This is a genomic window from Thermoactinospora rubra, from assembly GCF_002093975.1.
Taxonomy (GTDB): Bacteria; Actinomycetota; Actinomycetes; order Streptosporangiales; family Streptosporangiaceae; genus Nonomuraea; species Nonomuraea rubra_A.
The window spans coordinates 38887-63704 of record NZ_KZ084337.1 but is presented as its reverse complement, the minus strand read 5'-3'; the positions used below and the strand labels follow the sequence as shown (position 1 = coordinate 63704).

26 protein-coding genes, 5 tRNA genes and 1 pseudogene are annotated in these 24818 nt (G+C 65.8%); 19 read left to right on the top strand and 13 right to left on the bottom strand.

Annotated features, from left to right (window positions below):
* The first annotated feature begins 346 nt into the window (after positions 1-346).
* Entirely contained in the window at positions 347-847 is a 501-nt protein-coding gene (locus BSB02_RS39650; protein WP_143590732.1) for a hypothetical protein, read from the top strand.
* Between the two features lie 292 nt (positions 848-1139).
* On the opposite strand, the gene BSB02_RS15835 is transcribed toward BSB02_RS39650, so the two are convergent.
* Entirely contained in the window at positions 1140-1415 is a 276-nt protein-coding gene (locus BSB02_RS15835; protein ID WP_158088644.1) for a transposase, read from the bottom strand.
* A gap of 135 nt (positions 1416-1550) precedes the next feature.
* Positions 1551-1607, bottom strand: a tRNA-OTHER gene (locus BSB02_RS15830).
* Between the two features lie 70 nt (positions 1608-1677).
* Here BSB02_RS15830 and BSB02_RS15825 point away from each other — a divergent pair.
* Positions 1678-2676, top strand: a complete 999-nt coding sequence (locus BSB02_RS15825) for a hypothetical protein (RefSeq protein ID WP_084959581.1) — start codon at positions 1678-1680, stop codon at positions 2674-2676.
* A 249-nt stretch (positions 2677-2925) separates the two neighbouring features.
* On the opposite strand, the pseudogene BSB02_RS43555 reads toward BSB02_RS15825, so the two are convergent.
* The 3 genes and pseudogenes from BSB02_RS43555 to BSB02_RS15815 all read right to left on the bottom strand — a co-directional run.
* A pseudogene (locus tag BSB02_RS43555) lies at positions 2926-3478 on the bottom strand (IS701 family transposase); the annotation flags it as partial.
* Positions 3479-3976: 498 nt separating this feature from the next.
* Positions 3977-4783 carry a hypothetical protein gene (locus BSB02_RS39645; RefSeq protein WP_143590730.1) on the bottom strand — a complete coding sequence of 269 codons (807 nt, stop codon included), beginning with the start codon at positions 4781-4783 and terminating at the stop codon, positions 3977-3979.
* Between the two features lie 658 nt (positions 4784-5441).
* The gene (locus tag BSB02_RS15815; RefSeq protein WP_084959578.1) at positions 5442-5684 is read right to left on the bottom strand and encodes a GntR family transcriptional regulator; all 243 of its coding nucleotides are present in this window, start codon (positions 5682-5684) and stop codon (positions 5442-5444) included.
* A gap of 619 nt (positions 5685-6303) precedes the next feature.
* Between BSB02_RS15815 and BSB02_RS15810 the strand changes: the two genes are divergently transcribed.
* Positions 6304-7518, top strand: coding sequence for a helix-turn-helix domain-containing protein (locus tag BSB02_RS15810; RefSeq protein ID WP_143590728.1), 1215 nt, complete (start codon positions 6304-6306; stop codon positions 7516-7518).
* A 169-nt stretch (positions 7519-7687) separates the two neighbouring features.
* Here the strand turns inward: BSB02_RS15810 and BSB02_RS15805 are convergent, their stop codons facing one another.
* Positions 7688-8056 carry a GntR family transcriptional regulator gene (locus BSB02_RS15805; RefSeq protein ID WP_084959575.1) on the bottom strand — a complete coding sequence of 123 codons (369 nt, stop codon included), beginning with the start codon at positions 8054-8056 and terminating at the stop codon, positions 7688-7690.
* 145 nt (positions 8057-8201) lie between these two features.
* Between BSB02_RS15805 and BSB02_RS15800 the strand changes: the two genes are divergently transcribed.
* The 8 genes from BSB02_RS15800 (at position 8202) to BSB02_RS15770 (ending at position 14075) form a co-directional block, all read left to right on the top strand.
* Entirely contained in the window at positions 8202-8531 is a 330-nt protein-coding gene (locus BSB02_RS15800) for an SCO3933 family regulatory protein (RefSeq protein ID WP_169729396.1), read from the top strand.
* Positions 8524-9867: an FtsK/SpoIIIE domain-containing protein gene (locus BSB02_RS15795; RefSeq protein ID WP_084959573.1), complete on the top strand. Its 1344-nt coding sequence runs from the start codon at positions 8524-8526 to the stop codon at positions 9865-9867. Before BSB02_RS15800 ends, BSB02_RS15795 begins: the two co-directional genes overlap by 8 nt.
* Positions 9868-9874: 7 nt before the next feature.
* A complete protein-coding gene (locus BSB02_RS15790; protein WP_084959571.1) occupies positions 9875-10552 on the top strand; it encodes a DUF2637 domain-containing protein in 678 nt (225 codons plus the stop codon).
* 12 nt (positions 10553-10564) lie between these two features.
* Complete coding sequence (locus tag BSB02_RS15785) at positions 10565-10909, top strand: hypothetical protein (protein WP_084959570.1); 345 nt, start codon at positions 10565-10567, stop codon at positions 10907-10909.
* Positions 10910-10911: 2 nt separating this feature from the next.
* Positions 10912-11070, top strand: coding sequence for a hypothetical protein (locus BSB02_RS40590; protein WP_158088641.1), 159 nt, complete (start codon positions 10912-10914; stop codon positions 11068-11070).
* 208 nt (positions 11071-11278) lie between these two features.
* The gene (locus BSB02_RS15780) at positions 11279-12628 is read left to right on the top strand and encodes a replication initiator (protein ID WP_084959568.1); all 1350 of its coding nucleotides are present in this window, start codon (positions 11279-11281) and stop codon (positions 12626-12628) included.
* The gene (locus BSB02_RS15775; protein WP_084959566.1) at positions 12625-12801 is read left to right on the top strand and encodes a helix-turn-helix domain-containing protein; all 177 of its coding nucleotides are present in this window, start codon (positions 12625-12627) and stop codon (positions 12799-12801) included. Before BSB02_RS15780 ends, BSB02_RS15775 begins: the two co-directional genes overlap by 4 nt.
* Positions 12801-14075 carry a tyrosine-type recombinase/integrase gene (locus tag BSB02_RS15770; protein WP_240506446.1) on the top strand — a complete coding sequence of 425 codons (1275 nt, stop codon included), beginning with the start codon at positions 12801-12803 and terminating at the stop codon, positions 14073-14075. Before BSB02_RS15775 ends, BSB02_RS15770 begins: the two co-directional genes overlap by 1 nt.
* Before the next feature lie 97 nt (positions 14076-14172).
* Here the strand turns inward: BSB02_RS15770 and BSB02_RS15765 are convergent, their stop codons facing one another.
* From BSB02_RS15765 to BSB02_RS15745, 5 genes are all read right to left on the bottom strand, one after another.
* Positions 14173-15168 (bottom strand): PDDEXK family nuclease, encoded by a 996-nt coding sequence (locus BSB02_RS15765; RefSeq protein WP_084959564.1) that lies wholly within the window; start codon positions 15166-15168, stop codon positions 14173-14175.
* A gap of 257 nt (positions 15169-15425) precedes the next feature.
* Positions 15426-15499, bottom strand: a tRNA-Phe gene (locus BSB02_RS15760).
* A 5-nt stretch (positions 15500-15504) separates the two neighbouring features.
* Positions 15505-15579 (bottom strand) — tRNA-Asp (locus tag BSB02_RS15755).
* Between the two features lie 86 nt (positions 15580-15665).
* Positions 15666-15738, bottom strand: a tRNA-Glu gene (locus BSB02_RS15750).
* Entirely contained in the window at positions 15716-17263 is a 1548-nt protein-coding gene (locus BSB02_RS15745) for a metallophosphoesterase family protein (protein ID WP_169729395.1), read from the bottom strand. The genes BSB02_RS15750 and BSB02_RS15745 overlap by 23 nt, the downstream gene beginning before the upstream one ends.
* A 59-nt stretch (positions 17264-17322) precedes the next feature.
* Between BSB02_RS15745 and BSB02_RS15740 the strand changes: the two genes are divergently transcribed.
* Positions 17323-17673 (top strand): metallopeptidase family protein, encoded by a 351-nt coding sequence (locus BSB02_RS15740; protein WP_206184713.1) that lies wholly within the window; start codon positions 17323-17325, stop codon positions 17671-17673.
* Positions 17674-17886: 213 nt separating this feature from the next.
* Entirely contained in the window at positions 17887-19344 is a 1458-nt protein-coding gene (locus BSB02_RS42245) for an MFS transporter (protein ID WP_240506445.1), read from the top strand.
* Here BSB02_RS42245 and BSB02_RS15725 read toward each other — a convergent pair whose 3' ends face one another.
* Positions 19345-19725 (bottom strand): PspC domain-containing protein, encoded by a 381-nt coding sequence (locus BSB02_RS15725; protein WP_084959560.1) that lies wholly within the window; start codon positions 19723-19725, stop codon positions 19345-19347. It abuts the gene before it with no gap.
* Positions 19726-19816: 91 nt separating this feature from the next.
* On the opposite strand from BSB02_RS15725, the gene BSB02_RS15720 reads away from it, so the two are divergent.
* A complete protein-coding gene (locus BSB02_RS15720) occupies positions 19817-20971 on the top strand; it encodes an acyl-CoA dehydrogenase family protein (RefSeq protein ID WP_084959558.1) in 1155 nt (384 codons plus the stop codon).
* 81 nt (positions 20972-21052) lie between these two features.
* Positions 21053-21128 (top strand) — tRNA-Lys (locus BSB02_RS15715).
* A 197-nt stretch (positions 21129-21325) separates the two neighbouring features.
* Here BSB02_RS15715 and BSB02_RS41475 read toward each other — a convergent pair.
* The gene (locus BSB02_RS41475) at positions 21326-21658 is read right to left on the bottom strand and encodes an integrase core domain-containing protein (protein WP_206184712.1); all 333 of its coding nucleotides are present in this window, start codon (positions 21656-21658) and stop codon (positions 21326-21328) included.
* A gap of 476 nt (positions 21659-22134) precedes the next feature.
* Between BSB02_RS41475 and BSB02_RS41470 the strand changes: the two genes are divergently transcribed.
* From BSB02_RS41470 to BSB02_RS43550, 4 genes are all read left to right on the top strand, one after another.
* Positions 22135-22407, top strand: coding sequence for a hypothetical protein (locus BSB02_RS41470; protein ID WP_206184711.1), 273 nt, complete (start codon positions 22135-22137; stop codon positions 22405-22407).
* Positions 22408-22550: 143 nt separating this feature from the next.
* On the top strand, positions 22551-22910 hold the full coding sequence (locus BSB02_RS15705; protein ID WP_240506444.1) for a transposase: 360 nt from the start codon (positions 22551-22553) through the stop codon (positions 22908-22910).
* Positions 22911-23177: 267 nt separating this feature from the next.
* A complete protein-coding gene (locus BSB02_RS15700; RefSeq protein WP_143590726.1) occupies positions 23178-23543 on the top strand; it encodes a helix-turn-helix domain-containing protein in 366 nt (121 codons plus the stop codon).
* Between the two features lie 448 nt (positions 23544-23991).
* Positions 23992-24531, top strand: coding sequence for a transposase (locus BSB02_RS43550; RefSeq protein WP_420855859.1), 540 nt, complete (start codon positions 23992-23994; stop codon positions 24529-24531).
* The last annotated feature ends 287 nt before the right edge of the window (positions 24532-24818 follow it).

Here is a 24818-nt window from a genome sequence, read left to right as displayed (position 1 = left end):
CTATGTGGCCGGGATCATCCGGCGGCACCGCAAGGCGAGCGGCTTGCCCTGGCGGCGACTCAACCCCAACCGACAGACCCTGCCGGGTGTGCTGGGCTACCTGCGCAAGGGCCAGGCCTCCTCGGAGTTGGCGCCGGAGGCGAGCGCGGTTTCGCCCTTCTTGCCGAACGCTGGACGGCCCTATGACACACCACGCTCAGCCCCAGCCGGATCGGCGACCTTGTACGCGCCGCGCTCGCCCTCGTCCACTTCGAACACAGACGGATCAGTTGAAACCCATTGAGAAAACGTCGATCATGAGGATAGGGGAGTGCATATGCTCCCTCTTTGCAACTTAGGGGGACACATGGATGACTTCATCAGCAACGCAGCCGCCAATCTGGTGGGCACATTTGTAGGTGCCGGGCTTGCTTTTCTTACTGCATGGGCAGTGGCGCGACGCCAGCAGGCGTTGTCGGAGATCAGCAAACTCCAGCGCCTGATCGACAGAATTTACAGAAGCCGCGCATTAAGGAAAGTCCCGAGAACTGCAGCCCGATCGGCGGAACTGAATGAATACGAGCGCGCCGATTGCGAGCGGGTAACGCGCTCCATCTTCACTATACGCAGTCTAATTGAGGACGCAGCGAACACATTCAATGCAGGAGCATCCACAGTGTCGGTGCTCGACGATATGTATGGAGCGACTCTCGATTATTTGAACGCGATCGAGATCGACGATCGCAATTATATAAATGAAGTCATGCGGCTACGGGAAGCGCTTCTTGAAGGAGAGAGAAGACTCAAGCAGCTACACCCAAAACTAGTTCTTCGCGAACCGGGCGGCATCGAGCCTGAGGTCGCATAGAAAGAAGAAATCTCGACATCACGTGCGACAAGGAAGCTGCGCAGTGACGCGGCAACCTGTGATGCTGGCATGCCAGCGAAGATCTCACAGGTTTGGCGTCGAAGTCGAGCAGGAACACACTCAGCCCTTTTTATCCTCTGGGCGGGAGTCTGCTGATCACGGCATGATCGCGAAGTCCGCGTTTACCTGATAACGTAGAGAAGCCCCTGGTAGACGGGTTGATCAGGCTATTACGGCCTGACAAGCCCAGGGCGTCGTCGCCCTCGTCTTCCAGCTGCTCGCGTTCTTTCTCTCAGGCCGCTTTCTCCCGGGCGTGCTGCTTGACCAGCTCGGCCTTCTCGGCTCGCATCCGGGCCAGCTCCTCCTGCTCCGACTCCTCCAGCGTTCTGCCCCCGTTGCCGTTGCCCTGCTCGTCCAGCCGATCCATCCGCACCCACTTGTGCAGCGTGTACGGGCTGATCCCCAGATCCCGCGCCACCTGGGCGACAGGCTTGCCGGCCTCCTTGACGATACGCACCACGCCCGCCCGGAACTCCGGATCAAAGCGCCGCCGCCTGACTGCTGCCACGACCAAACCTCTCCCGGTTCGATCTCCACACTACGAGGGAAGACCAGAGGACGTTGCCGTCAGCGCTGTCGTCAGAGCAATGAAAACGCCCCGGAGCGATGATCGCTTCGGGGCATTCGTGCTGGTCACGAGCGGTGGTCAGGGGCGGGGTCGAACCGCCGACCTTCCGCTTTTCAGGCGGACCAATCACCCTGCTCAGATAGCGGCAACCCTGATCAGAAGGTGGTGGACGGTAGCCGAAGTGAGCCCGTGTGCAGGGACGTTGCTGTCAGCGCTGCTGTCATCGCCCTTGCGGGATCACGACCTTCGTCCGCTACTGTCGCCCGAGTCGATCTACCAGCAAGCGGGGAACGGAGAGGCCGTCGTGACGCAGGCATCTCATGCGGAGACGCGCCTTTCTGCAGAGGCACTCCGCGTCGGGGCGGTCCTGGCCGCCTCCGGGCCGGTCATCCTGAAGACCTCCAGGGTCAGCGCGGCAGAGCTGAACGTCGGGATCTGCTGGGGAGCCGACTCCGTCGCTCCCTTCCGCATGACGACGAGCCCGTGGTGGCAGCTGCTGTCATGGGGCGAACTCCTGCTGCCGGTGGTCCTGGCCGGTCTCCTGTTGTGCGCCTCGCGCCGGACCACGCTCCTCGGGAGCGCGGCGGTCTGTGCCGTCCTTGTGTTCAGGCTGCTCGCGATCTCCCTCCCGTCCGTTACCCACCCCCTCACCGACCGGCCCCTTCCCGTCGATGAGCCCTGGCCGTCGATCGTCTGCTACACCGTGGCCATCGTGGCGCTGCTTGTGGCGGCACGTTCGCCCCTGCCTCCGGTGCGGAAGGGCATCGTGCTCTGGGCGGCGGCCATCGTGGCGGCTGCGTGGACGGTCGGCCGGCTCTCTCTTCCGACCGGTGAGTCCACCTCCTTCGGCTGGTTCGCCTCCACACCGCCGGCGGAACTGCTGTGGAAGCAACCCGGGGCGTGGTCCTGCAAGGCCGACGTGGACGGTGTGCTGATCGTGCTCATCGCCTTGGCCGCGGCGGCCGGCGGCGTCATGGCAGGCCGGACGCGGCACCGGGTCGCATGGGGAATCGGTGCGCTCCTCCTCCTCGCCGCTGTCGAGGGGTTCGTGACGGTTCTCATCGTCGCGGGCGGCGAATACCTCGCATACGCGACCAAGATGACCCGATGGCACCTCCTGGTCGCAGCGGCGCTCGTCATCGCGACCACTTTCTGGGATCGACCACCAGCGACCGAGCTTGAAGAGCCTCACCCGCTGTAGAGGCGGACCGGGAACGGTGGAGACCCCTTCATTACGAGTACTGAGCAATCTTGAGGTAGGGATCGTTCGGCTTGAATACCTCGGCTGGCTGTGGGTGCCCAAGTGTGATCGCGTAAGAGGGTGTTGCTGTACAGCAACGAGTTACTGCTTCTCGTTGTCAACGCTGCTAGCCAGCGCCTCTTCCACCGCAGCGAGATTTCTCTGAGTGGCTAACGTGTCGGGATGCTCCTCCCCCAGCACCCGACGCCGCTCCTCCAGCATCGCGATCACCAGCGCGGGTTTGGTGGCGAAGGCCACCTGCTCGGGGACATGCGCCTGCGTCCGGCGCGCCGGGTCGGCGGCCCAGGCTTCGGGCAGGTACAACCGCCGGTTGATGAAGGCGTGCCCGGCCGGGCCGGCGTAGGTGAGCATGGGCATGACCTGGCAGTTCTCCACCTGTCCGGTCAGCCCGCAGTACTGGCGGGCCACCCCTGCCGACTTGACGCCCTTCTTGATCGCGGCCGTGTCATCGGCGATGAGCACACCCTCGCCGCAGCCCAGATGCTCGATCACGCAGCGCGTCGGCCTCCCACACCGCCCGCGACAGCAGGTGCTCGAACCGGTTGGCGGTGGGATGGCCGATGTGATCGGACAACTGCCAGGAGTTCTTCCGCGGCACCTCGCCCAGCAGCGCCCGGACCAGGTCGGCGAAGACCTGACGCGGCTCGGGCCGCTTGAACAGCGGGCCGGCGATCCGATCGGTCACCGCCCGCAGGTCGGCCTCCCAGGACATAACGAGATCGTAGGTCAGCAACAAGGTCACACACCGACTATCCGCCGATCACCCCCGTTGCGCAGGCAAACCCCAAGATCTACAGATGTAGTACCGGCTACCTACGAGAACGACTCGACCTCCTCAGATTCGAGACTAGCCAACATCAGTAGGCGGTTGGCCTAGCTCTTTGGCGCCTCGATTTGATGAACTGATTTGGCCAGCCTCCCCACTGCATAGACTTGCACGAGCGTACCGACATCCGATTTGCCGTAAAATTGAGTGGCACGCTGTCGATCGAAACATTCGCTCCGCTGACGGGCATCAGGCGGTTGATTCACCGTGATACAAATTTGCGTAGAAGTTATGGTTGAGATCCGCCCAACAAGGGTGCGCTCGACCGCAGTACTTGTGCACCCAGACACAATGACTATGCCAATAAAAAGAGCCATTCCAGCTGCATGTCCACTCTTCACATTCCACCTCAGGAATTATATATGAGATTAGCTGTGGCTGAACTTTATATATTCAGCCACAGCCACATCTCGCTTATTGGCCCGGGAAGTTCAGCTCCCACTCTTGGAGCACCTTAGTATATTCACCAGGAGCCTTTTGTTTAACCCCTATATTCTGCTTTGTGATGTCGACCTGGTCGGGCGATGCGGGGAGCTTGAATATTTCTCGAGAATCGATCGTCACCATATTTCCGAGCTTGTCTCTAACCGGGCGCCCGCTTGCACCTACCACCGGAAGCCTCTTGGGCACCGCAGCGAGATTGATCGTCCCGTCTTGGTTAACCCATGCGGGCGACGTTGGGGGCTCACCAAGGGTGACTGGCTCTGAGCCTGCCAAGGCCATCGAAACATGGCCGCTCCAGTTCCAGCCGCCATGCCATTCGCCGTTATATACATAAGAACCGGTACTATTGCCTATGGATCCACTCCCACATCTCCTCATTATCCGGAGATATGATAGAGTTATCTCCCAACTATGGGAGTAAATAGTATTATAGTAAAAGCCGGAGTCCGAGCAGACGGCCCAATCGGAGCCTGTCCATTTGAATAGCGTCATCGCAACCGCAATATTCCCTGCCGACTTATTTATTCGCTCCCAGCAGTGGAGGGGATACGGTACGCTCACTACATAATCGGCAGATGTGTAAGACCGCGCTAACGGATCTGCGCCAGAGTTTGAGATGATTGATTCGGACCAGGTGCAGTCAGTGTCGCTTCGGTACACATGGGTGTATACCGCAGCAGTCTCAGCCGCTGCCGGTGACGCCGCGATAATCACCAGGAAGATTGCGAGAATCGCGGAAAGCGAGACCTGTCGCCGTAACGTAACTGCGAGCTGCATCTTTCGTTCCCTTTCACAAGGAGGGCTGTTTCGCCCTCTGGCGGCACCTGCGATCACATGAATTCACTTAAACTCGCACAGACGACGCCGTCAAGCCAATAATAGGAAACTCCAGTTTCCTATTGCTTCTTCTGCACATGGCGATCCGGGTTGTCACCACATAGGACCTCGTGGGGCATCACCTCGTACGCCGTCGACCCACCGCGAAGCGGCAGCGGCCCGGCGACGGAGCGTCAAGCCCGGCTTGGCGTGTCCGTGCACCGGCCGCCGTTCCCCGATCATGTGTTGCCCTACCGGTTACAGCCGGGCTTGAGGCGCAGGAGCCGGGCCGCTGGGCTTGCCTGGGTCGAGGGCGTACGAGGTGATCAGATTCCACGTCAGCCACTCCGCACGCTCGGCCATCGCGAGATGATCACCTCGGGGCCGGAGATCCCCGCCGGAGGCGCCGTTCTAACCGGCATCGGCTGCGGCGGGTATGGCTGCCGCCGGCCGTACCCGTGGTGAGCGTTGATCGGTTCAGGCCTGTTCGGTGTGGCGGGTCAGCGCGTGGGCGGCGCGGGCCGCGACCGGCCGGAGAGCCGCAGCGCGGCCCGCTGGCCGCCCCGACGCGCGCCGGGCCGCCGCAGGCGGCACGGCCTTGAGACTGTAGAGAAAGTTCTCATTCACTCGGGTCGGGCTGAGGGCTGACGATCGAGCCTTTGCCGGGCTTGGTGGTGATCAGGCCCTGTTCCCGTAGGGACTCCATGGCCTTTCGGACGGTGACCCTGGCGACGTCGAACTCCTCCTGAAGCTTCACTTCGGAGATGAGCGTGAGGGGCGGATAGGTGCCGTCCTTGATCCGCTTGGCTACGACGTTCGCTATCTGCTCCCACTTGTAGAGCCTCGGGTCCCAATCGATCACAAGACGACTGTAGGTAGCCCTCTACCTGCGAACATAGAACAGGAATTCCTAGGAATGGTGTAGACAGGTTAGGACAGGTTGGCTTACGCTCAAGGCATGGCGTCGGTGAGCGATGGTTGGGCGGCCCTTCGGGTGGGGTCCCCATGGAGGACTCGCTCGCCGATGCCGGCCTATCACGACCTTCATCCACTACCCCCGCGAGAGGACAGCATCCACCTGGACTGGCGCCCCGAGACCCAACGCGCCGTGCGCGTCAGGGTCATTGAGTACACCTGCGCGTGCCTGCCGGTGGTCTATGAGCTGTGCGGGGCGGGCGGATTGTTCTTCGTACGGCGCAGCAGACACCGGAGGGGCACAACGGAAATAACCGAATCGGCCTGGGCAATATGGAGGGAAACGGAAGACCTCTGGCGCCGCATTCTGGCTGGTCAAGCCCGATAGACGGCGTGTCGCGGTAGCCGTACAAAATCGCGGACAACTCCATCACCACGCATTTCCGCAGGCCATCGGACGGCCTGCCTTTTGGCGTGCCTGTGCGCTGGCAGTTTTTCTGCCAGTGGGCCGCATCCCCCGCCTTATCGTCGAAGCACGGCGACGACGAGAAGGAGGGGTGGAGACCATGGCAACCGAGCTGCTGACCACCGGCCAGCGGATCGCGCGGGCCCGCCACCGCAAGGGCTGGGATCAGGCCACCCTCGCGGCCAAGATCGGCCGTTCGGTCTCGTGGTTGTCCAAGGTCGAGAACGGGCGCCTGCCGCTGGACCGCATGAGCGTGCTCGGCCAGCTCGCCGAGGCGCTCGGCGTGGAGGTGCCCGAGCTGACCGGCCAGCCGTACCGGCACGAGACGGAAGACCTCGACTCCGGCCACTCGGCCATCCCCGGGCTGCGGCTCGCGCTCCAGCAGGCCACCATGCCGGGCGGGGCCGGCCTGCTGCGGGACCGGCAGCCGCGGAGCCTGGAGGAGCTGGAGGCCCACGTCCGGCTGGCGGAGCGGCTGCGCCAGGACGCGAAGTTCACCGCCCTCGGAGAGGTGCTGCCCGGCATCATCACCGACCTGACCCTGATCACCGCCGACAGCTCAGCCGACCGGGACCGGGCGGAGGCGTTGATGCTGCGCGCCTGCCACATGGCGCGCGTGTCCTCCAACCTGCTGGGTCATCACGATCTGGGCTGGACGGCGGTGCAGCGGGAGCTGGTGGCCGCGCAAGCGGTCGGCTCGCCGGACCTCATGGCCGCGGCGGCCTGGGATTTGTGCGGCGTGTGGCTGCACGAAGCACAGCTCGACCCAGCCAAGAACGCGGCGCTGTCCGCGCTTGACCAGCTAGAGCCGTACGTCGGTACGGATGACACGATCAAGGCGATGTGGGGCGCGCTGCACCTGCGCGCGGCCGTCGCCTACTCCCGGCTGTGGGACCAGCGGGAAGCCGAGAGCCACCTTGCCGAAGCGAGACGAGTCGCTGAAGTTCTCCCGAGAGACGGGAACGTCTTCCAGACCCAGTTCAACCGGGTCAACACCACCATTCACGCCGTAGAAGTCAGCATGGAGCTGGGGCGGCCCCGTGATGTGATCACGCGGGCGGAGCATGTAGAGATCGCCGAGATTGCCTCCTCGGAGAGGCAGGCGCATTACTGGACCTGCGCAGCAGCGGGATACCACATGAACCGCAAAGACAACGAGGCGGTGGACGCGCTCCTTCGCGCGGATCGCATTGCACCTCAGCACGTCCGTAACCGCCCTTTGGTCCGCAACATCGTGCGTGACCTGCGAGAAAGCGGGCGGCTTCTGCGCCGGCGCGAGCTGCTGAGCCTCGCCAAGGCGATGAGGCTGCCTTGATCGAATCGTCGGTGAGCCTTCCCCGCGCAAGGGCTCCCCATCCACCAGCCACCCGGAACGAATGGGGACGTACTCGTGGGTCTCAGTGAGATCGAACGGCAGATCTTGTTGCGTGAGCTGGCGGAGCTGGCGGCCGACCTGGCCGAGCTTCAGCGGCGCACGGTCGAGATCACTGCCCGGATCGAGTCCGAGCGTCTAGCTCGTCCAGCCTGATCGCCAGCTTCTCCACGTGCTGGCGGATCTCGCGGATCTGCTCCGACAGGATGCGGAACTCCTCGCTGCGCTCGGTCTCGGCGGGCGGCGCGGCGTCGGGGGTCCGGATGACGAAGCTTCCGGACCCCTGCCGCGTCTCGATCAGTCCTTCGTCGCGCAGTACGGCCAGCGCGTTGCCGATGGTCATCATGGCCACGCCGTACCTGTTGGCCAGCTCGCGTGCGACGGGAAGCTGCTCCCCCACGGCGTACCGGCCGGCCGCGATGTCGCGCCGGATGTCGTCGGCGATCCGTAGGTACGGCCTGCGCCGGTCGGTGGGTGCCATAACCACACGATATCGGTTCTAGATGTCTAGGTCTCCAGACAACCTGTAACGAAGTTGAAGAGGCAACCAAGCTGTGTCGGTTTACATAGCCAGATATCTAGGTATCTTTATAGCTAGCACTGTCACTCTCGAAGGAGATCACCTCATGCGCACCGTCCCGATCCCCGTGGACACCAGCAAGCTCACGATCACCTGCGTCAAGGCGCCCCGGCCGCGCCTGGTCAACAAGGACACCGGCGAGATCAAGACCGACAAGCACGGCAACACCGTCTACGAGATCACCGCCTCGGTGGAAGACGAGTTCGGCCGGATCGAGCTCGTCAAGATCGCCACTACCGGAGAGCCGTCCATCGCCGCCGGAGACCAGATCACCCCGGTCGGCCTGCTCGGCTACGTCTGGGAGATCTCCGGCCGGTGGGGCATCTCCTACCGCGCCTCGGCGCTCCTGCCCGCAAGGGAGACCGCCGATGCGTGACCTGATGCTCTGGCTCGCAGTCCTGGCCGCCACGGCGGCCGGGCTGTGGGCCTGGCGCCGCTGGCACTACCGGTCCTTCTGGCTGCTCGTCGGCTACCCGATCACCGCCATCTCGGTCCGCGCTTCCTGGCGGCGGGTGGCGCTGGGCTGCGGGCTGACCAAGAAGCGGCAACGCTGGTGGTTCACCACCGTCCCGGGCCTGGTCGAGTCGACCGGCGTCGTCCGCGTCAAGCGCCGCTTCCAGCGGGTCGCCGTCGACACCAAGCCGTTCATGTGGCTGCCCAAGCCGACCCGGTACGGCTGGCGCGTCACCCTGCACACCCTGGAGGGCCAAACACCCGGCGACTACGCCGACGCGGCCGAACGCCTCGCCCACTCCTGGGGCGTGCATGCGGTCCGGGTCTCCTCCCCGCGCCCCGGCCGGGTGGTCCTCATGGCCACCATGCGCGACCCGCTGGTCAAGGTCGACCGGCTCCCGGCCGCTGCCGAGCTGCTGCGGGTCACCGTTGGCCGCCTGGAGACCGGCGCCCCGTGGGTCGTCGACTTCCGCGTCATCCCGCACTGGATGAACACCGGAGCGACACAATCGGGCAAGTCCAACCTGGCCAACGCCCTGATTCAGGGCCTCGCGCCGCAACCGGTGGCGCTGGTCGGCTTCGACCTCAAGGGCGGGGTGGAGTTCACGCCCTACTCGCCCCGGTTCTCCGCCCTGGCCACGACCCGCCGCGAATGCGTCGCCCTGCTGGAGGACCTGGAAGAGGTCATGGCCGACCGGATGACGCTGTGCCGTACGGCGGGCGCCCGCAACATCTGGCAACTCCCCGAGCAGCGGCGGCCGGTCCCGATCGTGGTCCTCATCGACGAGCTGGCCGAGCTGTACCTGATGGCCGACAAGAGCGAGAAAGACGAGATCGCCAAGACCTCGACCGCGCTGCTCCGGGTCGCGCAGCTCGGGCGGGCGTTCGGCATCTACCTGTTCTGCTGCGGCCAGCGGATCGGCTCCGACCTCGGCCCCGGCGTCACGGCGCTGCGGGCGCAGTGCTCGGGGCGGATCTGCCACCGGGTCAACGACCCGGAGACCGCCACCATGACCCTCGGCGACCTCGACCCGGCCGCGCTGGTCTCGGCCCGCGCCATCCCGGCCGACACCCCGGGCGTGGCCATCGTCGCCCACCAGGACGGCCAGTGGTACCGCGCCCGCTCCTTCTACGTCTCCGAACAGGACGCCGAGCACGCGGCCCAGACCTACGACCACCTCGCGCCGTCCTGGGCGGAGATCACCGGCGCCGACTACGCCGAACTCCTCGATACCGTCCCCGAACCACGAAAGGGCTGAACCCGCCATGCGACGCCTCGCCGCCTGGCTGCTCAACAGCGGCCCCGTCCTGGTCCTGGCGCTCATCGCCGGCGCGGGCTCCTTCGCCCACATCCGTGACACCGCCGCCGAGCACGGCCAGACCGGCTGGATGTCCTGGGCCGTGGCCGTCTGCATCGACCTGACCTGTGTCATGGCAGCGCGGGAACGCCAGCGGGACAAGCAGAGCGGGCGGGTACGGCGCGGCCCGGTCTCCTGGCCGGTGCTCGTCCTGACCGGCGGGATCGTGTTGTCGCTGGCGGCCAACCTGGCCCAGGCCGAACCCACCGTGTGGGGCTGGATCACCGCCGCGACACCGGCGGGCGCCTTCCTGGTGGCGATCTCGATGCTGGAACGGCGCGCCTCGGCAAGCCGTCCCCAGGACGTCCCGCAGACGTCCCCCGCCACCGTGACGGCGTCCTGCTCTGTCCCCGAGACGTCTTCGGCCGTCCCGGACCGTCCGCAACTCGTCCCCGGCAGCGAGGACGAACCGCAGGACGAACGGCAGGACGGTCCCGCTGCGGCCCTGGTCGACTACGCCCGCCGCGTCGCCGCCGAACACCACGCCAAGCACGGCAAGCCCATCACCCGCGACGCCCTGCGCGCCCGCCTGGGCGTGTCCAACCAGCTCGCCTCCGACCTGCTCCGCGCCCTGCGGACCGCCTGAAGGGATCACCTGATGTCCGACCGTCGTACCGCCCTCATCACGGGACTGCGGGACCTGGCCGACTTCCTGGAGGCCAACCCCGACGTGCCCGCCTCGCCGTACTCGCTCACCTTCAACACCTTCCCCGCCAAGGGACCCGACGCCGAGATGTGCGCCGAGGTCGACAAGGTCGCCGCCCTGCTCGGCTCCGAGATCGACCCCGATCACCTGCCGCACGGCCACTACACCACCGTGCGCTGGTTCGGCCCGGTGGAGTACCGCTTCACCGCCATCCTGGCCGCCGCCCGCGCCCGCTACCGGGCCGAAGACAGCTACCGCGGCTGCATCCAGCCCGACACCGACACCGGAGGTACCTGATCATGCGTATCCGCCTGGAGGGCAACCGCGCCGAGATCGCCCTCGGCATGGCCTATCTGCGGGAGGTCTTCACCGTGACCTCGATGTCGCGGGCCTACCCCGACCGGGCCCGGCCCCGCGTCTACCGCCTGTACGTCACGATCACCCCGCGCAAGAGGTGATCACCATGCTGACCTACTTCGCCTGCTGCACCTGCAACGGCACCGGCCTCGACGGCGACCGCGAGACCTGCCGCGACTGCCAGGGCACCGGCGTCGACAACCACGGCGCATAGCCGTGAGCCCGCTCACCTGGCTGCACAACCGCCAAGTTCCGCGCCAGGTGAGCGGCCATCCCACCAGACCGGATCCGGATAGGACGGACACCATCATGCCCCACCGTGCCCACCAGCACGCCATCGCCGGGATGATCACCCGGCTCCACGATCCCGACTACGACCGCTGGGCCGCCCAGATCAAGCGCGCCGGCGGCTGCCGACAGCCCATCCACCTGCGCGGCAAGGTCGAGCACTACGACCGCGCCACCGGCGCCCTCCTGCACTGCTACAGCACCGCCCTGGAGCCCGGCGGCGTGCTGCGCGTTCCGTGCAAGACCCGCCGCGCCTCCCGCTGCCCGGCCTGCGCCGAGGTCTACCGCGCCGACACCTTCCACCTGGTACGCGCCGGGCTGGTCGGCGGCAAGGGCGTGCCGGAGACGGTCAGCACGCACCCGGCCCTGTTCGTCACCCTCACCGCGCCGTCCTTCGGCGCCGTCCACACCCGGCGCGAGAAGGGCGGCACGGTCCTGCCCTGCCACGCCCGCCGCGACGCCCCCGTCTGCCCACACGGGCGGGTCCTGTCCTGTACGGCACGGCATGCGGGGGATGACTCCCGCCTGGGCGAACCGCTCTGCCCCGACTGCTACGACTACACCAGCTCGGTGCTGTTCAACGCCCTCGCCCCGGAGCTGTGGCGCCGCTTCACCGAGGCCCTGCGCCGGCGCTTCGCCCGCACCTCCGGCCTGACCCTGCGCGAGCTGCACGACCAGCTCACGATCTCCTTCGCCAAGGTCGCCGAATACCAGCGGCGCGGCGTCGTCCACTTCCACGCCGTCATCCGCCTGGACGGACCCGGCGGCCCCTCGGCCGCTCCCCCGTCCTGGGCTACCGCCGACGCCCTGGCCGATGCCGTACGGCACGCCGCCGCCGCGGTCACCGTCTCGGCGGCCGGGCACACGCTGCGCTGGGGTGCCCAGCTCGACATCCGGCAGATCGCCCTGGACGGCGACCTCACCGAGCAGGCCGTCGCCGCCTACATCGCCAAGTACGCCACCAAGGCGGCCGAATGCGTCGGCACCCTGGACCGGCGCATCACGCCGCTGGAGAACCTGGCCGCCCTGCCTATCCGGGAGCACGCCCGCCGCCTCATCGCCGAGTGCCTGCGCCTGGCCGCCCGCGAGGACCTGGCCGACCTGCGGCTGGCCCAGTGGGCGCACATGCTGGGCTTTCGCGGCCACTTCGCCACCAAGTCCCGCCGCTACTCCACCACCTTGGGCGCCCTGCGCGCCGCCCGCGAGGAACACCGGCGCACCGAACAGATCACTACCGGCCGCCTGCCGCTCTTCGAGGAGGACACCGTCCTCGTGATCGCCCATTGGGAGTACGCCGGGCGCGGCCTGTCCGCCGGTGACCAGCTCCTCGCCGCCGCCCTCACCGGAACACCGCTTGGAGGCTCCGCATGACCGACCTCGTGCTCACCGTCGACGAGGCCGCCGAGCGGCTCCGCGTCTCCCGGTGGACCCTCTACACCCTCATCCGCTCCAAGCAGCTCCGCACCATCAAGATCGGCCGCCGTCGCCTCGTGCCGGTCGACTCGCTGACCGAATGCATCCACAACCTTGGGGAGGTGGCCTGATGCCCAAGCCCATGCTCGGCACTCCCGGGGAAGAGCCCAAGCCTTCCCGTAAGGGCCGCCGTATCCGCAAGCGCGCCAACGGTGAGGGGAGCATCTGGCCGCGCAAAGATGGCCGGTACGGCTACGCCGCCTTCGTACCGACAACCGCGGGCACCGTCAGGCGTGTGCAGGGTTCGGCGCGCACTCAGGAAGAGGCCCGCAAGAAGCTGACCGAACTCCTCAGCAAGGCCGACGAGGGCATCCCCGTATCCTCGGAGAACTGGACCGTGGCCGACTTCCTGACCTACTGGCTCAAGCACATCGTCAGCCAGGAACGGCGCCCCAAGACGTACCAGGGATACGAGAGCGTCGTCCGCCTCCACCTCATTCCCGGCCTGGGCAAGAAGCGTCTCGGCAAGCTCAACGCTCAGGACGTCCGTCTCTTCATCAACCGTGTCCGCTCGGAGTGCCAGTGCTGCCGGAACGGCTGGGACGCCTCTCGCGAGAAGCCGGTGTGCTGCGCTCTCAAGGGCGGTCAGTGCTGCGAGTCCCGGCTCTCGACTCGGATGGTCCAGTCGATCCACGCTGTGCTGCGGAATGCCCTTGAGTGCGCCGTCCGTGAGGAGATCATTGCTCGCAACGTCGCCAAGCTCGTCAAGGTGCCGGTGCCGAAGTACAAGGTCAATCGCGGCCTCACCGTCCCGCAAGCGCGGGCCGTCCTCAAGGCGGCCAAGGATCACCGGCTCTACGCGCTGTACGTCCTGGCGCTGTGCCTCGGCCTGCGGCGTGGAGAGCTCCTCGGCCTGCGCTGGGAGGATGTCGACCTCGACGCCGGCAAGCTGGAGGTGGTTCAGAGCCTCCAGCGGGTCGGCGGCCGTCTTCAGTTCGTCCGCCCCAAGACCTCAGACTCCGAACGTACCGTGCCCCTGCCGCCAATCTGTGTGGAGGCTCTTCGGGAGCACCGCAAGCAGCTCTTCGCCGAGCGGTCCGAGCGGTGGCAGCAATGGCAGGAACACGGCCTGGTCTTCCCCTCGCGCGTCGGTACCCCGATGGAACCGGACAACCTTCGGCGAAGCTGGGAAGCAATCCGCAAGGCCGCCGGCCTCGGCGACATGCGGTTTCACGACCTCCGCCACACCTGCGTGACGCTCCTGCTCAATCTCGGCACGCCACCCCAGGTGGTCCGCGATATCGTCGGCCACAGCGACATCGAGGTCACCATGACGATCTATGCCCATGCATCCCTCGACGACAAGCGCAATGCCCTCAGAAAGCTGGGCGACACCCTGATATAGGGACCCCTCCTGGTCCGCTACCGTTCCAACCGCTCCGGCTACCAGCTGGAGCGGTTGTCGGTTTCAAGAGTCACTCTCTCGTCAATGGACAGCGAACTCAGAATGGAGGTTCGTCTGGAAATGAGTCGACTTTAGGCCAGGTCTCGCTAGGAAGTGGCAAGTTGGTGACCACATACAGGTTAAGGATATCCTCGCGGTCCATAAACATAATCTGACTACGCTTCGTAGCATCCAGCCTGTTCCCAAGCCAGTTACGAGCAGCCTTCGTGATCTCGCCGCCAGCAACTATGAACGCATGATCCACCAGGACGCGTTTGCCTATCTCCGGGTCAAATATCTCATGCCCAAGCATCATTAGTGCCTGATTAAGGATTTCGGCAATATTTGCATTGCCGTTCTTTGTGGCCCCGGACGAATCAAGCTTCCCCTTCTTGGCTTGGATCCCAAAGTATAGAACGTGTGTAGTCGGCAATGTGTACTTCATCCACACATCCTTGCCGTACTCAAGAGCCTTGTCCTTGTGACCGGCGACGGTTACACGGTGGAACCCGAGCTGACGGAACAGTGGTAGCAGGATCTCCTCGATAAGCGAGTCCTCAGATGCCGCTTCGAGGTACGTAACCAGTTGCTCACGCCGCTTAATCTCTGCAGGAGAGAGCGCACGATGGGGATTGGGTACTGGAGCAGCGACAGAGTTAGAGGGAACGTGACGTAGATAGCATTGCCCATCGGATGCATAAAAGGCTTCGAACCCCTCATGACGGAGCACGACATTAAATGCTTCGAGAGCCTTCGCACGATCAGGCCCTTCGTTCGTCGCATCCGCGGGGTCCATGAGCCTGCGGATGACCCTCACGAAGGTCTCGGGGAGCTTGTTTGGGCCAGGCCGCGGTTCCTTCAGTATCTCAGTGAGAACGTCTGCGACCCATCGCGCCCGGGTAGATCCATCGTGGCGATATTCAGTTCCAACGTCTTCAAAGAACTGAGTGAGGTAATAGCTACTTCTATATTCAAAGTAGCATTCCTCTTCCCCTTGAGAGTTGCCGCAGATCATTTCCGCGATCTGAGAGATCGTCTTCCGCCTGAACTCCATCGACAACTCCCTGCATAGATCAACACTGCCGAGGGCATCTGAAGATCATGGGTGGCAGCGTCCGGCTGGCGCGCTGGTCCAGCTGATGTGCTTCGATCACGGTAACCAACGATGCCGACAGTCTGAGCCGTAATCATCAGAGCTCTGCTCATGATCCGACGGTAGGCAACGAACGTTGCTGTCAGCGTTGCTGTCACCAGAGATCAAAAAGCCCCGAACGGTGATCCGTTCGGGGCAACACACCTGATGAAGAGCGGTGGTCAGGGGCGGGGTCGAACCGCCGACCTTCCGCTTTTCAGGCGGACGCTCGTACCAACTGAGCTACCTGACCCGGAGCGGTCCTGACGGGACTTGAACCCGCGACCTCCACCTTGACAGGGTGGCGAGCACTCCAAACTGCTCTACAGGACCTTGCTTGTTCGCTTGGCCTCACCGGCCTCGCTTAGCTTACCAGCTCTCCGGAGGTCTTCGACCATCCGTTTTCCCCGGTAAACCGGTGCCCCCAACGGGATTCGAACCCGTGCCGCCGCCTTGAAAGGGCGGTGTCCTAGGCCGCTAGACGATGGGGGCTCAGGATTCGCATCCTGTTCCCGACGCCTTCCGTCGGAGACCACTGAAGCATAGGGGACGTTTGCCCCTCTTGCCAAAGTGGAGGCGTCGCGGCGCCGGTGACCGATCCCGTTGGCGACGGGGCGCTCGTAGGCTCCGGAGAAATCATACGGCCAGGCTCCACCTCCACGTGACGCCGGATGTTGACCGACTGCTCCCCCAGGCCGCCGAGGGTGACGTCGTCCCAGGCCTGCAGGCGGTGCGTCTCCTTGTCGAAGTACAGGACGGACGCCTCCACGGGCGTGGGCTGCTCGTGCTCCAACGCCCGCAGGCCCGCCCCGCCGGTCGAGCCCTGGACGAACACGCGAGTGCCGGACGGCAGGATCGAGGTGTACCGCCGGTGGCCGTGTCCGGCGAGCACGATCGGGGTCTTCCCGGACAATCCCCTGCCGACGGTCGGATCGTGCACCGCCACGATGTCGGGGGCCTGCGGGAGCCGTACGGCATGCTCCCGGCCGAACTGCTCCAGGCGCGCCGGGTCGTTGTCCTCGGCCACGGTCTTGTCCGGGGTGAACCGCGGGTCGCCGAGCCCGTAGATGCGCAGGCCGGCGACGGTCTTCATGGCGTCGTCCAGCACGACCGCGTTCTTCTGCCGCGCCACCGCGCGCTCCGTGGTCCGCGAGTCGTGGTTGCCCCTGACGAAGACGTACGGCACGCCGAGCTTGCCGATCTCGCCGACGAATGCGTTCTCGGCCTTGGTGCCGTGGTCGGAGATGTCGCCCGTGTCCACGATGAGGTCCACCTTGAACTGGTCCTTGAGCGAGCGGATGACGTTCCACGCGATCGGGTTGAGGTGGATGTCGGAAACGTGGAGGACCCGGATGGAGTTGGGGTCGGGGTCGTAGACGGGCAGGCCCGAGACGGTGTCGTACAGCTTGGACACGTTCGTCACCAGCTTGGTGAGCTGCAGCCGGTACGACTCGAAGCGCGCCACGATCGACTCCGCGCTGCCGATCAGCGACGGCGCGGCGGCGATGAGGCCGCTGTAGCGCGGTTCGACCAGCGCCTGCGGCCGGAAGGTCGCGGACGCCGCGACGCCCGTTCCGGCCAGCACCACCGCGGTCGCCCCGAGACCGACGAACGACAGCATCGGCCGGCGGAACACCAGCAGGACGGCGATCAGCGCCCCGGCGCCCGCGCACAGCGCCGTGCGGACGATCACGGCGCGGACGGCGTCGCGCAGGTCGCGTTCGATGATCTCCGGCAGCCGGTCGGTCAGGCGCGGGTCCTCGATGAGGGCCTTGGCCTGCTCCTGGTCGATGTTCTCCAGCGTGACGCGCAGCTGGAGCGGGGCGTCGTGCGTCCGGAACGTGAGCGTGCCCAGCGGACTGGCGTCCACGACCGTCTGGCCGTGCCAGGCCGGTCGCAGCGTCAGCCCGGTGTCGACGGGACCGACGGGGGCGCGCACGGTCCCGCTGAGGAACACGCCCAGCCAGGCGCCCGCGCCGGCGACGAGGAGCAGCGCTGCGATCTTGAGGAGCTTCATGCGGTCTCGAGGAACTTCGCGATCTCCGGGGACTTCACGACGTCGGGGGACTTCATAGGATGGCGAGCGTGATCGAGGTCTCGCGGGAGAAGTTCGAAGAGCTGGTGGCCGAGGCTTTGGACACCATCCCTCCGGAGCTGACCCGTGTGATGAGCAATGTCGTGGTCGTGGTCGTGGACGATCCTCCCGAACCGGACTTGCTCGGCCTGTACACCGGTGTCCCCCTCACCGAGCGCGGCGACTGGTACTCAGGAGTTCTGCCCGACCGGATCGAGATCTACCGCAATCCCATATGCCAGATCTGCGATACCGAGGAGGACGTGGTGGAGGAGGTGCAGATCACCGTGGTACACGAGATCGCGCACCATTTCGGGATCGACGACGAGCGGCTGCACGAGCTCGGCTGGTGACCCCGGGGCCGGTCTTCGCCAGCCTTAACCCGAATGCCCGGCCTTAACCAGCCGCCCAGCTTTGAGCTGAATGCCCGGTTCAACCCGACATTTCGGCATCTGTGATTACCTTTTGCAAGCGACTGGCTGCTTTCGGTTGCGACAGGCTCTCTCGATCAGGCACCTTGGGTGACATACTGAGCACTCTGAGCTGTCACACGGCGGGCGGGGACTATGGGGAAGCACAGGCGTGCTCCCGAGAAGAAGGCCACGTACGGCGAGGTCATCGCCATCAGGGAGTTCCGCGCGCTCTGGTACGGCCAGGCGCTCTCCCTGCTGGGCGACCAGCTCGCCCAGGTCGCGCTCGCCGTCCTCGTCTATGAACGCACCAGGTCGCCCCTGGCCACGGCCGCCGTCTACGCGCTGACCTACCTGCCGCAGATCGTCGGCGGGCCGTTCCTGGCCGGTCTGGCCGACCGGTTCCCGCGGCGCAGGGTCATGATTTCCTGCGACATCCTGCGCGGTGTCCTGGTCGCCCTGATGGCCGTCCCTGGCATGCCCCTGCCCGCCGTATGCCTGCTCGTCTTCTTCGTCGTCCTGCTCAGCGCCCCCTTCTCCGCCGCGCGCGCCGCCCTGCTGCCCGAGGTGCTCGAAGGCGACCGGTACGTCGCCGGCTCAGCCCTCCAGAACATGACGAACCAGGCCATGCAGATGCTCGGCTTCGCGGCCGGCGGCGCGATGATCGCGATCCTGGGCCCCTACCGGGCGCTCGCCATCGACGCCGCCTCGTTCCTGTTCTCCGCGTTGATCCTGGCCTCAGGGGTACGGCGGCGCCGTACCGCGGCCAAGAGCGGGCGGCGGGCATCCATGTGGACGATGACGAAGGCGGGCGCGACCCTCGTGTTCGGGGACAGGAAGCTGCGCACGCTCGTGCTGTTCGCGTGGCTATGCGGCTTCTACGTTCTTCCTGAAGGCATCGCCGTGCCGTACGCCATCGCCCTGTACGGCGGAGCGAACACGCCGCCGGGCATCGAGGCGACGTGGGAGCGCGGGCACGTGCCCTCGAAAGACAGCGGGAGCGCAGGATCTGCGGAAGGCGGCGGGACGGAGCCCGTGGACATCGACGGGACGGCTCTGACCAGCGGCGCCACGCCGTTCGACACCGGAGGGATCGACTGGGGCGCGATCTTCCTCGACGGCGGCGCCCTCCCGGTCCCCGTGATCGCCGGGCTGCTCATGGCCGCGATGCCGACGGGAACGGTGCTGGGGGCGTTCCTGTTCAGCAGGTTCGTCTCCCCGTCGGGGCGGCTGCGGGCGATGGGATGGCTGGCGATGCTCAGCTGCGCGCCGCTCATCGGGTGCGCGATGCGGCCGCCGCTGGCGGTCGTCCTGGTGCTGTGGGTGGCCTCCGGCATCGGAGGCGCCTACCAGCTCGCGGCGAACGCCGCCTTCGTCCAGTGCGTCCCCGCCGAACGCCGCGGCCAGGCCTTCGGCCTGGTGCAGTCCGGTCTGATGGCGGCGCAGGGCATCGGCATCCTCGTCGGCGGCCTGGCCACCGAGAAGCTCGGCCCGGAACCCGTCGTCGCGCTCGCCGGCGTCAGCGGGCTGACGGTCGCGGCGGTGCTCGCCATGGTCTGGGCCGAGTCTCGCGGAGACCTCCTCACCCGCGTGCGCGCCCAAGCCACGGCGTGATCACTGCTGCGGCTTGCGGTCGCCGGGGTACTCGGTCGGCGTGGAGGGGTACGTCGTAGGCTCGGAAGGGTGGCTCGTGGGGTCGGAGGGGTAGGTCGTCGTGCCGGACGGGTAGTCGGTGGTCCCCGTCCACGGCGACTGCGCCTTGCCCTGCTGCTTGGCCAGCAGGTCCTGCACGATCGAGGTCTCCCTGCCCTCCTCCGGCAGCAGCAGCCAGGCGACCGCGTAGACCGCGATGCCGGTGCCGCCGAAGAAGCTGAGGATCGCGAGGGCGATCCGGAGGACGTTGGCGTCGATGCCGGTGTAGGCGCTCACGCCGGAGCACACGCCGGCGATCATCCGGCCCTGGTGGGTCCTGCGAAGCTGCTTGGTCTCGTTCATGTCTCCAGACTGCCCCCAGGGCCTGCGTTCGCACATCGGGATTCCCCCTGGTAGAACCCTGGTAGCCCCCTACGTGAGGAGAGGACCGTCCATGGATGACTTGCTCCGCATAGACGACCGGCTCGACGGCGACCAGCGGCTGATCCGCGACACGGTCCGCTCCTTCGTCGCCGACCGCGTCCTGCCGTACGTCGCCGACTGGTTCGAGGAGGCCACCTTCCCCGCCCGTGAGCTGGCCCCCGAGCTCGGCTCCCTCGGGCTGCTCGGCATGCACCTGACCGGGTACGGCTGCGCCGGGACCGACGCGATCTCGTACGGCGTGGCCTGCCGCGAGCTCGAGGCCGGCGACTCCGGGCTGCGCTCGTTCGTGTCGGTTCAGGGTTCCCTGGCCATGTTCCCGATCTGGAAGTACGGCTCGGACGAGCAGAAGGAGGAATGGCTCCCGCGCATGGCCACCGGGGAGGCCATCGGCTGCTTCGGCCTGACCGAGCCCGACCACGGGTCCGACCCGGGCAGCATGCGCACCTACGCCAAGCGCGACGGCTCCGACTGGATCCTCAACGGCTCCAAGATGTGGATCACCAACGGCTCGATCGCCGACGTCGCCGTCGTGTGGGCGCAGACCGACGAGGGAATCCGCGGCTTCGTCGTGCCCACCGACACACCCGGCTTCTCCGCTCCCGAGATCCACAAGAAGCTGTCGCTGCGGGCTTCGGTGACCTCCTCGCTCTACTTCGACGACGTCCGGCTCCCCGGCTCCGCCGTACTCCCCGGGGTGACCGGCCTGCGCGGCCCGCTGTCGTGCCTGTCGGAGGCGCGTTTCGGCATCCTGTGGGGCGTCGTGGGCGCCGCGCGCGCCTGCCTGGAGGCGGCGATCGAGTACTCCAAGACGCGCGTCCAGTTCGACAAGCCCATCGGCGCCTTCCAGCTCACCCAGGAGAAGCTGGCCTGGATGTACGTCGGCCTGGCCCAGGCCTCGCTGACCGCCTTCCACCTGGGCGCCCTGAAGGACGCGGGCACCCTGGAGCCGCGGCAGATCAGCTTCGGCAAGCTGGCCAACGTCCGCGCGGCTCTGGACATCGCGCGCCAGGCCCGCTCCATCCTCGGCGGCAACGGGATCACGCTGGAGTACCCTGTGATCCGGCACATGAACAACCTGGAGAGCGTGCTGACGTACGAGGGGACGCAGGAGATCCACACGCTCGTCCTCGGGGAGGCGCTCACCGGGTTGGCGGCTTATCGGTAGATGTGGTAGGGCTACCGCGTGCGCTCGCGCTATCGTGGCGTCGCGCTGCAGGCGGTAGCCTCTGTACCCTGCTTGTTGCGAGGGGCGTTAGCTCAATTGGCAGAGCTGCGGACTTTTAATCCGTAGGTTCCGGGTTCGAGCCCCGGGCGCCCTACCACTTGACACCCTGTCTGACCTGCGATTTCTCGGTTCCCGACCGCCCTCTGTGAGGCGAAGACGGCCGAGTTGGCGCTCGTCACATGCTCTTTGGCACGTGCCCCGCCATGCGCGGTGTCGGCCATCGATCATCCAGGGCCGGATCGTCAGGCCAGACCCGAGCGACACTGCGCCTACCGATAATTCCATCCATGCAGCTCAAGCGGCATGTGAGTATCCGTGAAGGACGCCGCCGAGCCGGCCTCGTCGGCGTATGTTCAGGTCGATGATTCGCGCGGGATCGATGATCGGGCCCGGAGCGGGACGCAGCGGGGCTGCTTGGTTCAGGGCCTGGTGGGCTCGGTGCTGGTTGTAGAAGCGTTCCTGCTCGCGCAGGGCGTACCGAAGGTGGCGTTCGTTCCATACGAGGCAGCGGTCGAGGAGTTCCTGGCGGCAGGACTGCACCCACCGTTCCATGATCGCGTTCATCCGCGGCATCCGGATCCCTGTGAGCATTGTCTTGATGCCAGCCTCGGTGAGGATCTCGTCCATGAGGGCGGGAACTTCCCGTCCCTGTCCCGGAGCAGGAAACGCGCTCGGCATCCCACATCGTCCAGGTCCATCACCAGGTTCTTCATCACCTGCATGACCCAGTCGGCGCTCGGGTGAGCGGTGGTGCCCAGCACGCGGACGCGCCTTGTGGCGTGCTCGATGGCGGCCAAGATGTACTGGCGTTGCCCGTTCAGGGTAACGGTCTCGAAGAAATCGCAGGCCAGTATGGCGTCGGCTGGGCAGCGCAGAAAGTCGGCCCAGGTAGTGGATGCCCGCTCGGGCGCTGGATCAAGACCTTCCTGCTTGAGGATCTCCCACACGGTGGACGGTGCGACCTTGATACCGAGCGTGGTGAGCTCACCGTGGACCCGCCGGTGGCCCCAGCCGGGGTTCTCTCGGACCAGGCGCAGAATGAGTGCGCGGATGGAGCGGACCGTGGGCGGGCGCCCGGGCCGCTTCGGCCAGCAGGTACGGGCATGACGCTGTCTCATGAGATCGCGGTGCCAGCGCAGGATGGTGTCTGGTCGGACGAGGAGCCGCAGCCGGCGCAGGAGATCGTGGGGCAGCAAGGTCAGGAGCGCGGCGAGAAAGGCCCGGTCCTCGATCGCGAATCTCACCCGGGGGTCGTCGCCGAGCTGTCGTCGCAGGACGGTGATCTGGTGGCGCAAGGCAAGAATCTCGACATCCTTGTCCCGATCGCCCATGGGGAGCAACGCAACGCGGCGATGGCGTTCATGCCGGTCAAGTAGGCCAGGCGAAGGAGCACGACTGATCATCATGCCGCACGTTCTTCTCCTGATGGTCGGAGCCCGCGCACGCCACGCGAAGGCCTGCATCGCCATGACCTGGGTGGATGTAATTATCGGCAGGCGCAATCCCCGGCAGCCATCACGTGCAGTTCATCGACGCCGTCCACCGCGACCACGCCGAAGTCGAAGACCGCATCCACTGCAACAAGGCCACGGGTCTGCGCAACCTGCCCTCCAAGAGCTGGAACGTCAACGTCGGGTGGGTACTGGCGGCCAACCTCGCCGCCGATCTCGACGCCTGGACCCGCCTGCTCGGCCTGCACGACGACCCCGAACTCGCCCGCGCCGAACCACAGACCCTGCGCTACTGCCTATGGCACCTGCCCGCCCGCCTGGTCTGTCACGCCCGCCGGCGGATCGTGAAGATCAGTGCCACCTGGCCGTGGAAGCACGCGTTCCTGACCTGCCGGCAGCGGCTCTGCGCCCTGCCGGCACCCACCTGACCATTGCCAACGCGTCCCCCCGATCCAGGATGGAGGAGCCCCGATCTCATCGCGGCCTGTGGAACCGCCCGCCCGAGCGTCCCGGGCAGATTGCCGTGCCACCATCCGCAGCGCACGGGACAACCAGGCGGAAACCTCCATCAGCCGAAACTGATCAGAAGGGACGGCCACCCCGTGAGTCAGCGAGGCCAAGGACGCGACCAGACGATCGTCGACGTAGACGAGGTATGGGTACACCATTGCTCAGGAGACCGGTAAGCTCCGGGTATGGGCCGAGAGTTCGCCGAAATCTTGCGCGGCCTTATGAACAATCGCAACTTGTCACCTAGGGCCATGAGTCGAGCTTCCGCGCGGGCCGAATCGACAATCAATCAGCTCCTCAGCGGGAGGATTGAGCCCCGAGCCGAAATCCTTGAAGACATCGCACCAGTCCTGCAGATGAGCCTTACCGATTTGCTTGCCATCGCAGGCATCTCGATTGAGTCCGCGCCAAGCCGAGCCGCACCTTTTCCAGCATCTGCTGAGATTGGCCAACTGGTCGCTGCGGCAAGCTATTTAACGCCACAGCAGATTCAAGGACTTATTGACCATGCGCGCGCCCTCAAGGCGGAAAACGAAAGCAAGGAGCCTTGAATCTCAATGGGGACTGTATAACAGTACGTAGTTTGTACGTAACGGCGTGACCCTCGGTACCCGAGGAGGCACTGTGAGTGGAGCTACTTCCGAGCCCATGGAGGCCAATGTGGCCAGTGAGGTTTTCTCAGCAGGCAAAGCGGGGGCTTTTAGCGCCGGATGATCATGGATGTGGAGGTGTCGTCAATCGCCTGACATGGGAGCGGAGTCCTCGACAGGAGCGGGTATGTGACCATCCGTGCTCAACCAAGGACTCCACGTGATTTCCTATCGTGCCATCCTCACGTCCCCATGGCGGCCGTTTCGTACGCCTCGAAGCTGCTAGGCGCTGATCCTGCTGGTTAACTCGCGACACGCGACTGTAGGTTCGTGACCTGAGTCTTTGACGTCCGGGATCATGCAGTGCGCGGCCGGGTTCCCCTCCTCCCGGTCGCGGATGGAGTGGTCGATGTCGATGCGACCCCGGTCCTGGCCGGAACCGGACCCGGTGATCGCGGCAGCGATCCGGTCGATGTATCGCGTCAAGCGGCAGCCGCCGCTGCCTGTCCGGGTGCGGGATGAGCTGGGCGAGTTGTTCGCCGATGAGGAGTTCGCCGCAGCGTGTGGGATCGAGGGCAAGCCGGGCTGGTCACCGGGCCGACTGGCGTTGATCACGGTGTTGCAGCGGGTGGACAACCTCACCGACCGGCAGGCCGCCGACACCGTGCGGACGGACTTGAGCTGGAAATACGCGCTCGGGCTGGCGTTGGACGATCCCGGTTTCGACGCCAGTGTGCTGAGCGAGTTCCGGACTCGGGTCATCGCCCACGGGCTGGAGGAGAAGGCGCTGGACCTTGCGCCTGCCGAGAATTCCATCCGCGCAGCTCAAGCAGCATGTGAGTACTCGTGGAGGACCCCGCCGAGCCGATCTCGCCGACGTATCTTCAGGTCGTCGGTTCGCTTCGGATCGGTGATCGGATCCGGGACGGTACGCAGTGGTGCCGCTTGAGCCAGGGCCTGATGGGCTCGGTGTTCGTTGGAGAACCGTTCGTACTCGCGCAGGGCGTGCCGCAGGTGGCGTTCGTTCCAGATCAGGCAGCGGTCCAGCAGCTCACCGCGGCACGACTGCACCCACCGCTCCATGACCGCGTTCATGCGCGGCATCCGGATCCCGGTGAGCACGGTGAGCACGGTGAGCACGGTCTCGATGCCAGCCTCGGACAGGATCTCGTCCATGAGCGTCGGGAACTTCGCATCCCGGTCTCGGATCAGGTAGCGCGCCCGGCAGCCCGCATC

Excerpts from the sequence above, each read along its gene's own strand:
- BSB02_RS39650 (WP_143590732.1), top strand. The coding sequence starts at position 347 with ATGGATGACTTCATCAGCAACGCAGCCGCCAATCTGGTGGGCACATTT.
- BSB02_RS39645 (WP_143590730.1), bottom strand. The coding sequence starts at position 4,783 with ATGCAGCTCGCAGTTACGTTACGGCGACAGGTCTCGCTTTCCGCGATT.
- BSB02_RS15810 (WP_143590728.1), top strand. The coding sequence starts at position 6,304 with ATGGCAACCGAGCTGCTGACCACCGGCCAGCGGATCGCGCGGGCCCGC.
- BSB02_RS15805 (WP_084959575.1), bottom strand. The coding sequence starts at position 8,056 with ATGGCACCCACCGACCGGCGCAGGCCGTACCTACGGATCGCCGACGAC.
- BSB02_RS15800 (WP_169729396.1), top strand. The coding sequence starts at position 8,202 with ATGCGCACCGTCCCGATCCCCGTGGACACCAGCAAGCTCACGATCACC.
- BSB02_RS15795 (WP_084959573.1), top strand. The coding sequence starts at position 8,524 with ATGCGTGACCTGATGCTCTGGCTCGCAGTCCTGGCCGCCACGGCGGCC.
- BSB02_RS15790 (WP_084959571.1), top strand. The coding sequence starts at position 9,875 with ATGCGACGCCTCGCCGCCTGGCTGCTCAACAGCGGCCCCGTCCTGGTC.
- BSB02_RS15785 (WP_084959570.1), top strand. The coding sequence starts at position 10,565 with ATGTCCGACCGTCGTACCGCCCTCATCACGGGACTGCGGGACCTGGCC.
- BSB02_RS40590 (WP_158088641.1), top strand. The coding sequence starts at position 10,912 with ATGCGTATCCGCCTGGAGGGCAACCGCGCCGAGATCGCCCTCGGCATG.
- BSB02_RS15780 (WP_084959568.1), top strand. The coding sequence starts at position 11,279 with ATGCCCCACCGTGCCCACCAGCACGCCATCGCCGGGATGATCACCCGG.
- BSB02_RS15775 (WP_084959566.1), top strand. The coding sequence starts at position 12,625 with ATGACCGACCTCGTGCTCACCGTCGACGAGGCCGCCGAGCGGCTCCGC.
- BSB02_RS15770 (WP_240506446.1), top strand. The coding sequence starts at position 12,801 with ATGCCCAAGCCCATGCTCGGCACTCCCGGGGAAGAGCCCAAGCCTTCC.
- BSB02_RS15765 (WP_084959564.1), bottom strand. The coding sequence starts at position 15,168 with ATGGAGTTCAGGCGGAAGACGATCTCTCAGATCGCGGAAATGATCTGC.
- BSB02_RS15745 (WP_169729395.1), bottom strand. The coding sequence starts at position 17,263 with ATGAAGCTCCTCAAGATCGCAGCGCTGCTCCTCGTCGCCGGCGCGGGC.
- BSB02_RS15740 (WP_206184713.1), top strand. The coding sequence starts at position 17,323 with ATGGCGAGCGTGATCGAGGTCTCGCGGGAGAAGTTCGAAGAGCTGGTG.
- BSB02_RS42245 (WP_240506445.1), top strand. The coding sequence starts at position 17,887 with ATGGGGAAGCACAGGCGTGCTCCCGAGAAGAAGGCCACGTACGGCGAG.
- BSB02_RS15725 (WP_084959560.1), bottom strand. The coding sequence starts at position 19,725 with ATGAACGAGACCAAGCAGCTTCGCAGGACCCACCAGGGCCGGATGATC.
- BSB02_RS15720 (WP_084959558.1), top strand. The coding sequence starts at position 19,817 with ATGGATGACTTGCTCCGCATAGACGACCGGCTCGACGGCGACCAGCGG.
- BSB02_RS41475 (WP_206184712.1), bottom strand. The coding sequence starts at position 21,658 with ATGGACGAGATCCTCACCGAGGCTGGCATCAAGACAATGCTCACAGGG.
- BSB02_RS41470 (WP_206184711.1), top strand. The coding sequence starts at position 22,135 with ATGACGCTGTCTCATGAGATCGCGGTGCCAGCGCAGGATGGTGTCTGG.
- BSB02_RS15700 (WP_143590726.1), top strand. The coding sequence starts at position 23,178 with ATGGGCCGAGAGTTCGCCGAAATCTTGCGCGGCCTTATGAACAATCGC.
- BSB02_RS43550 (WP_420855859.1), top strand. The coding sequence starts at position 23,992 with ATGTCGATGCGACCCCGGTCCTGGCCGGAACCGGACCCGGTGATCGCG.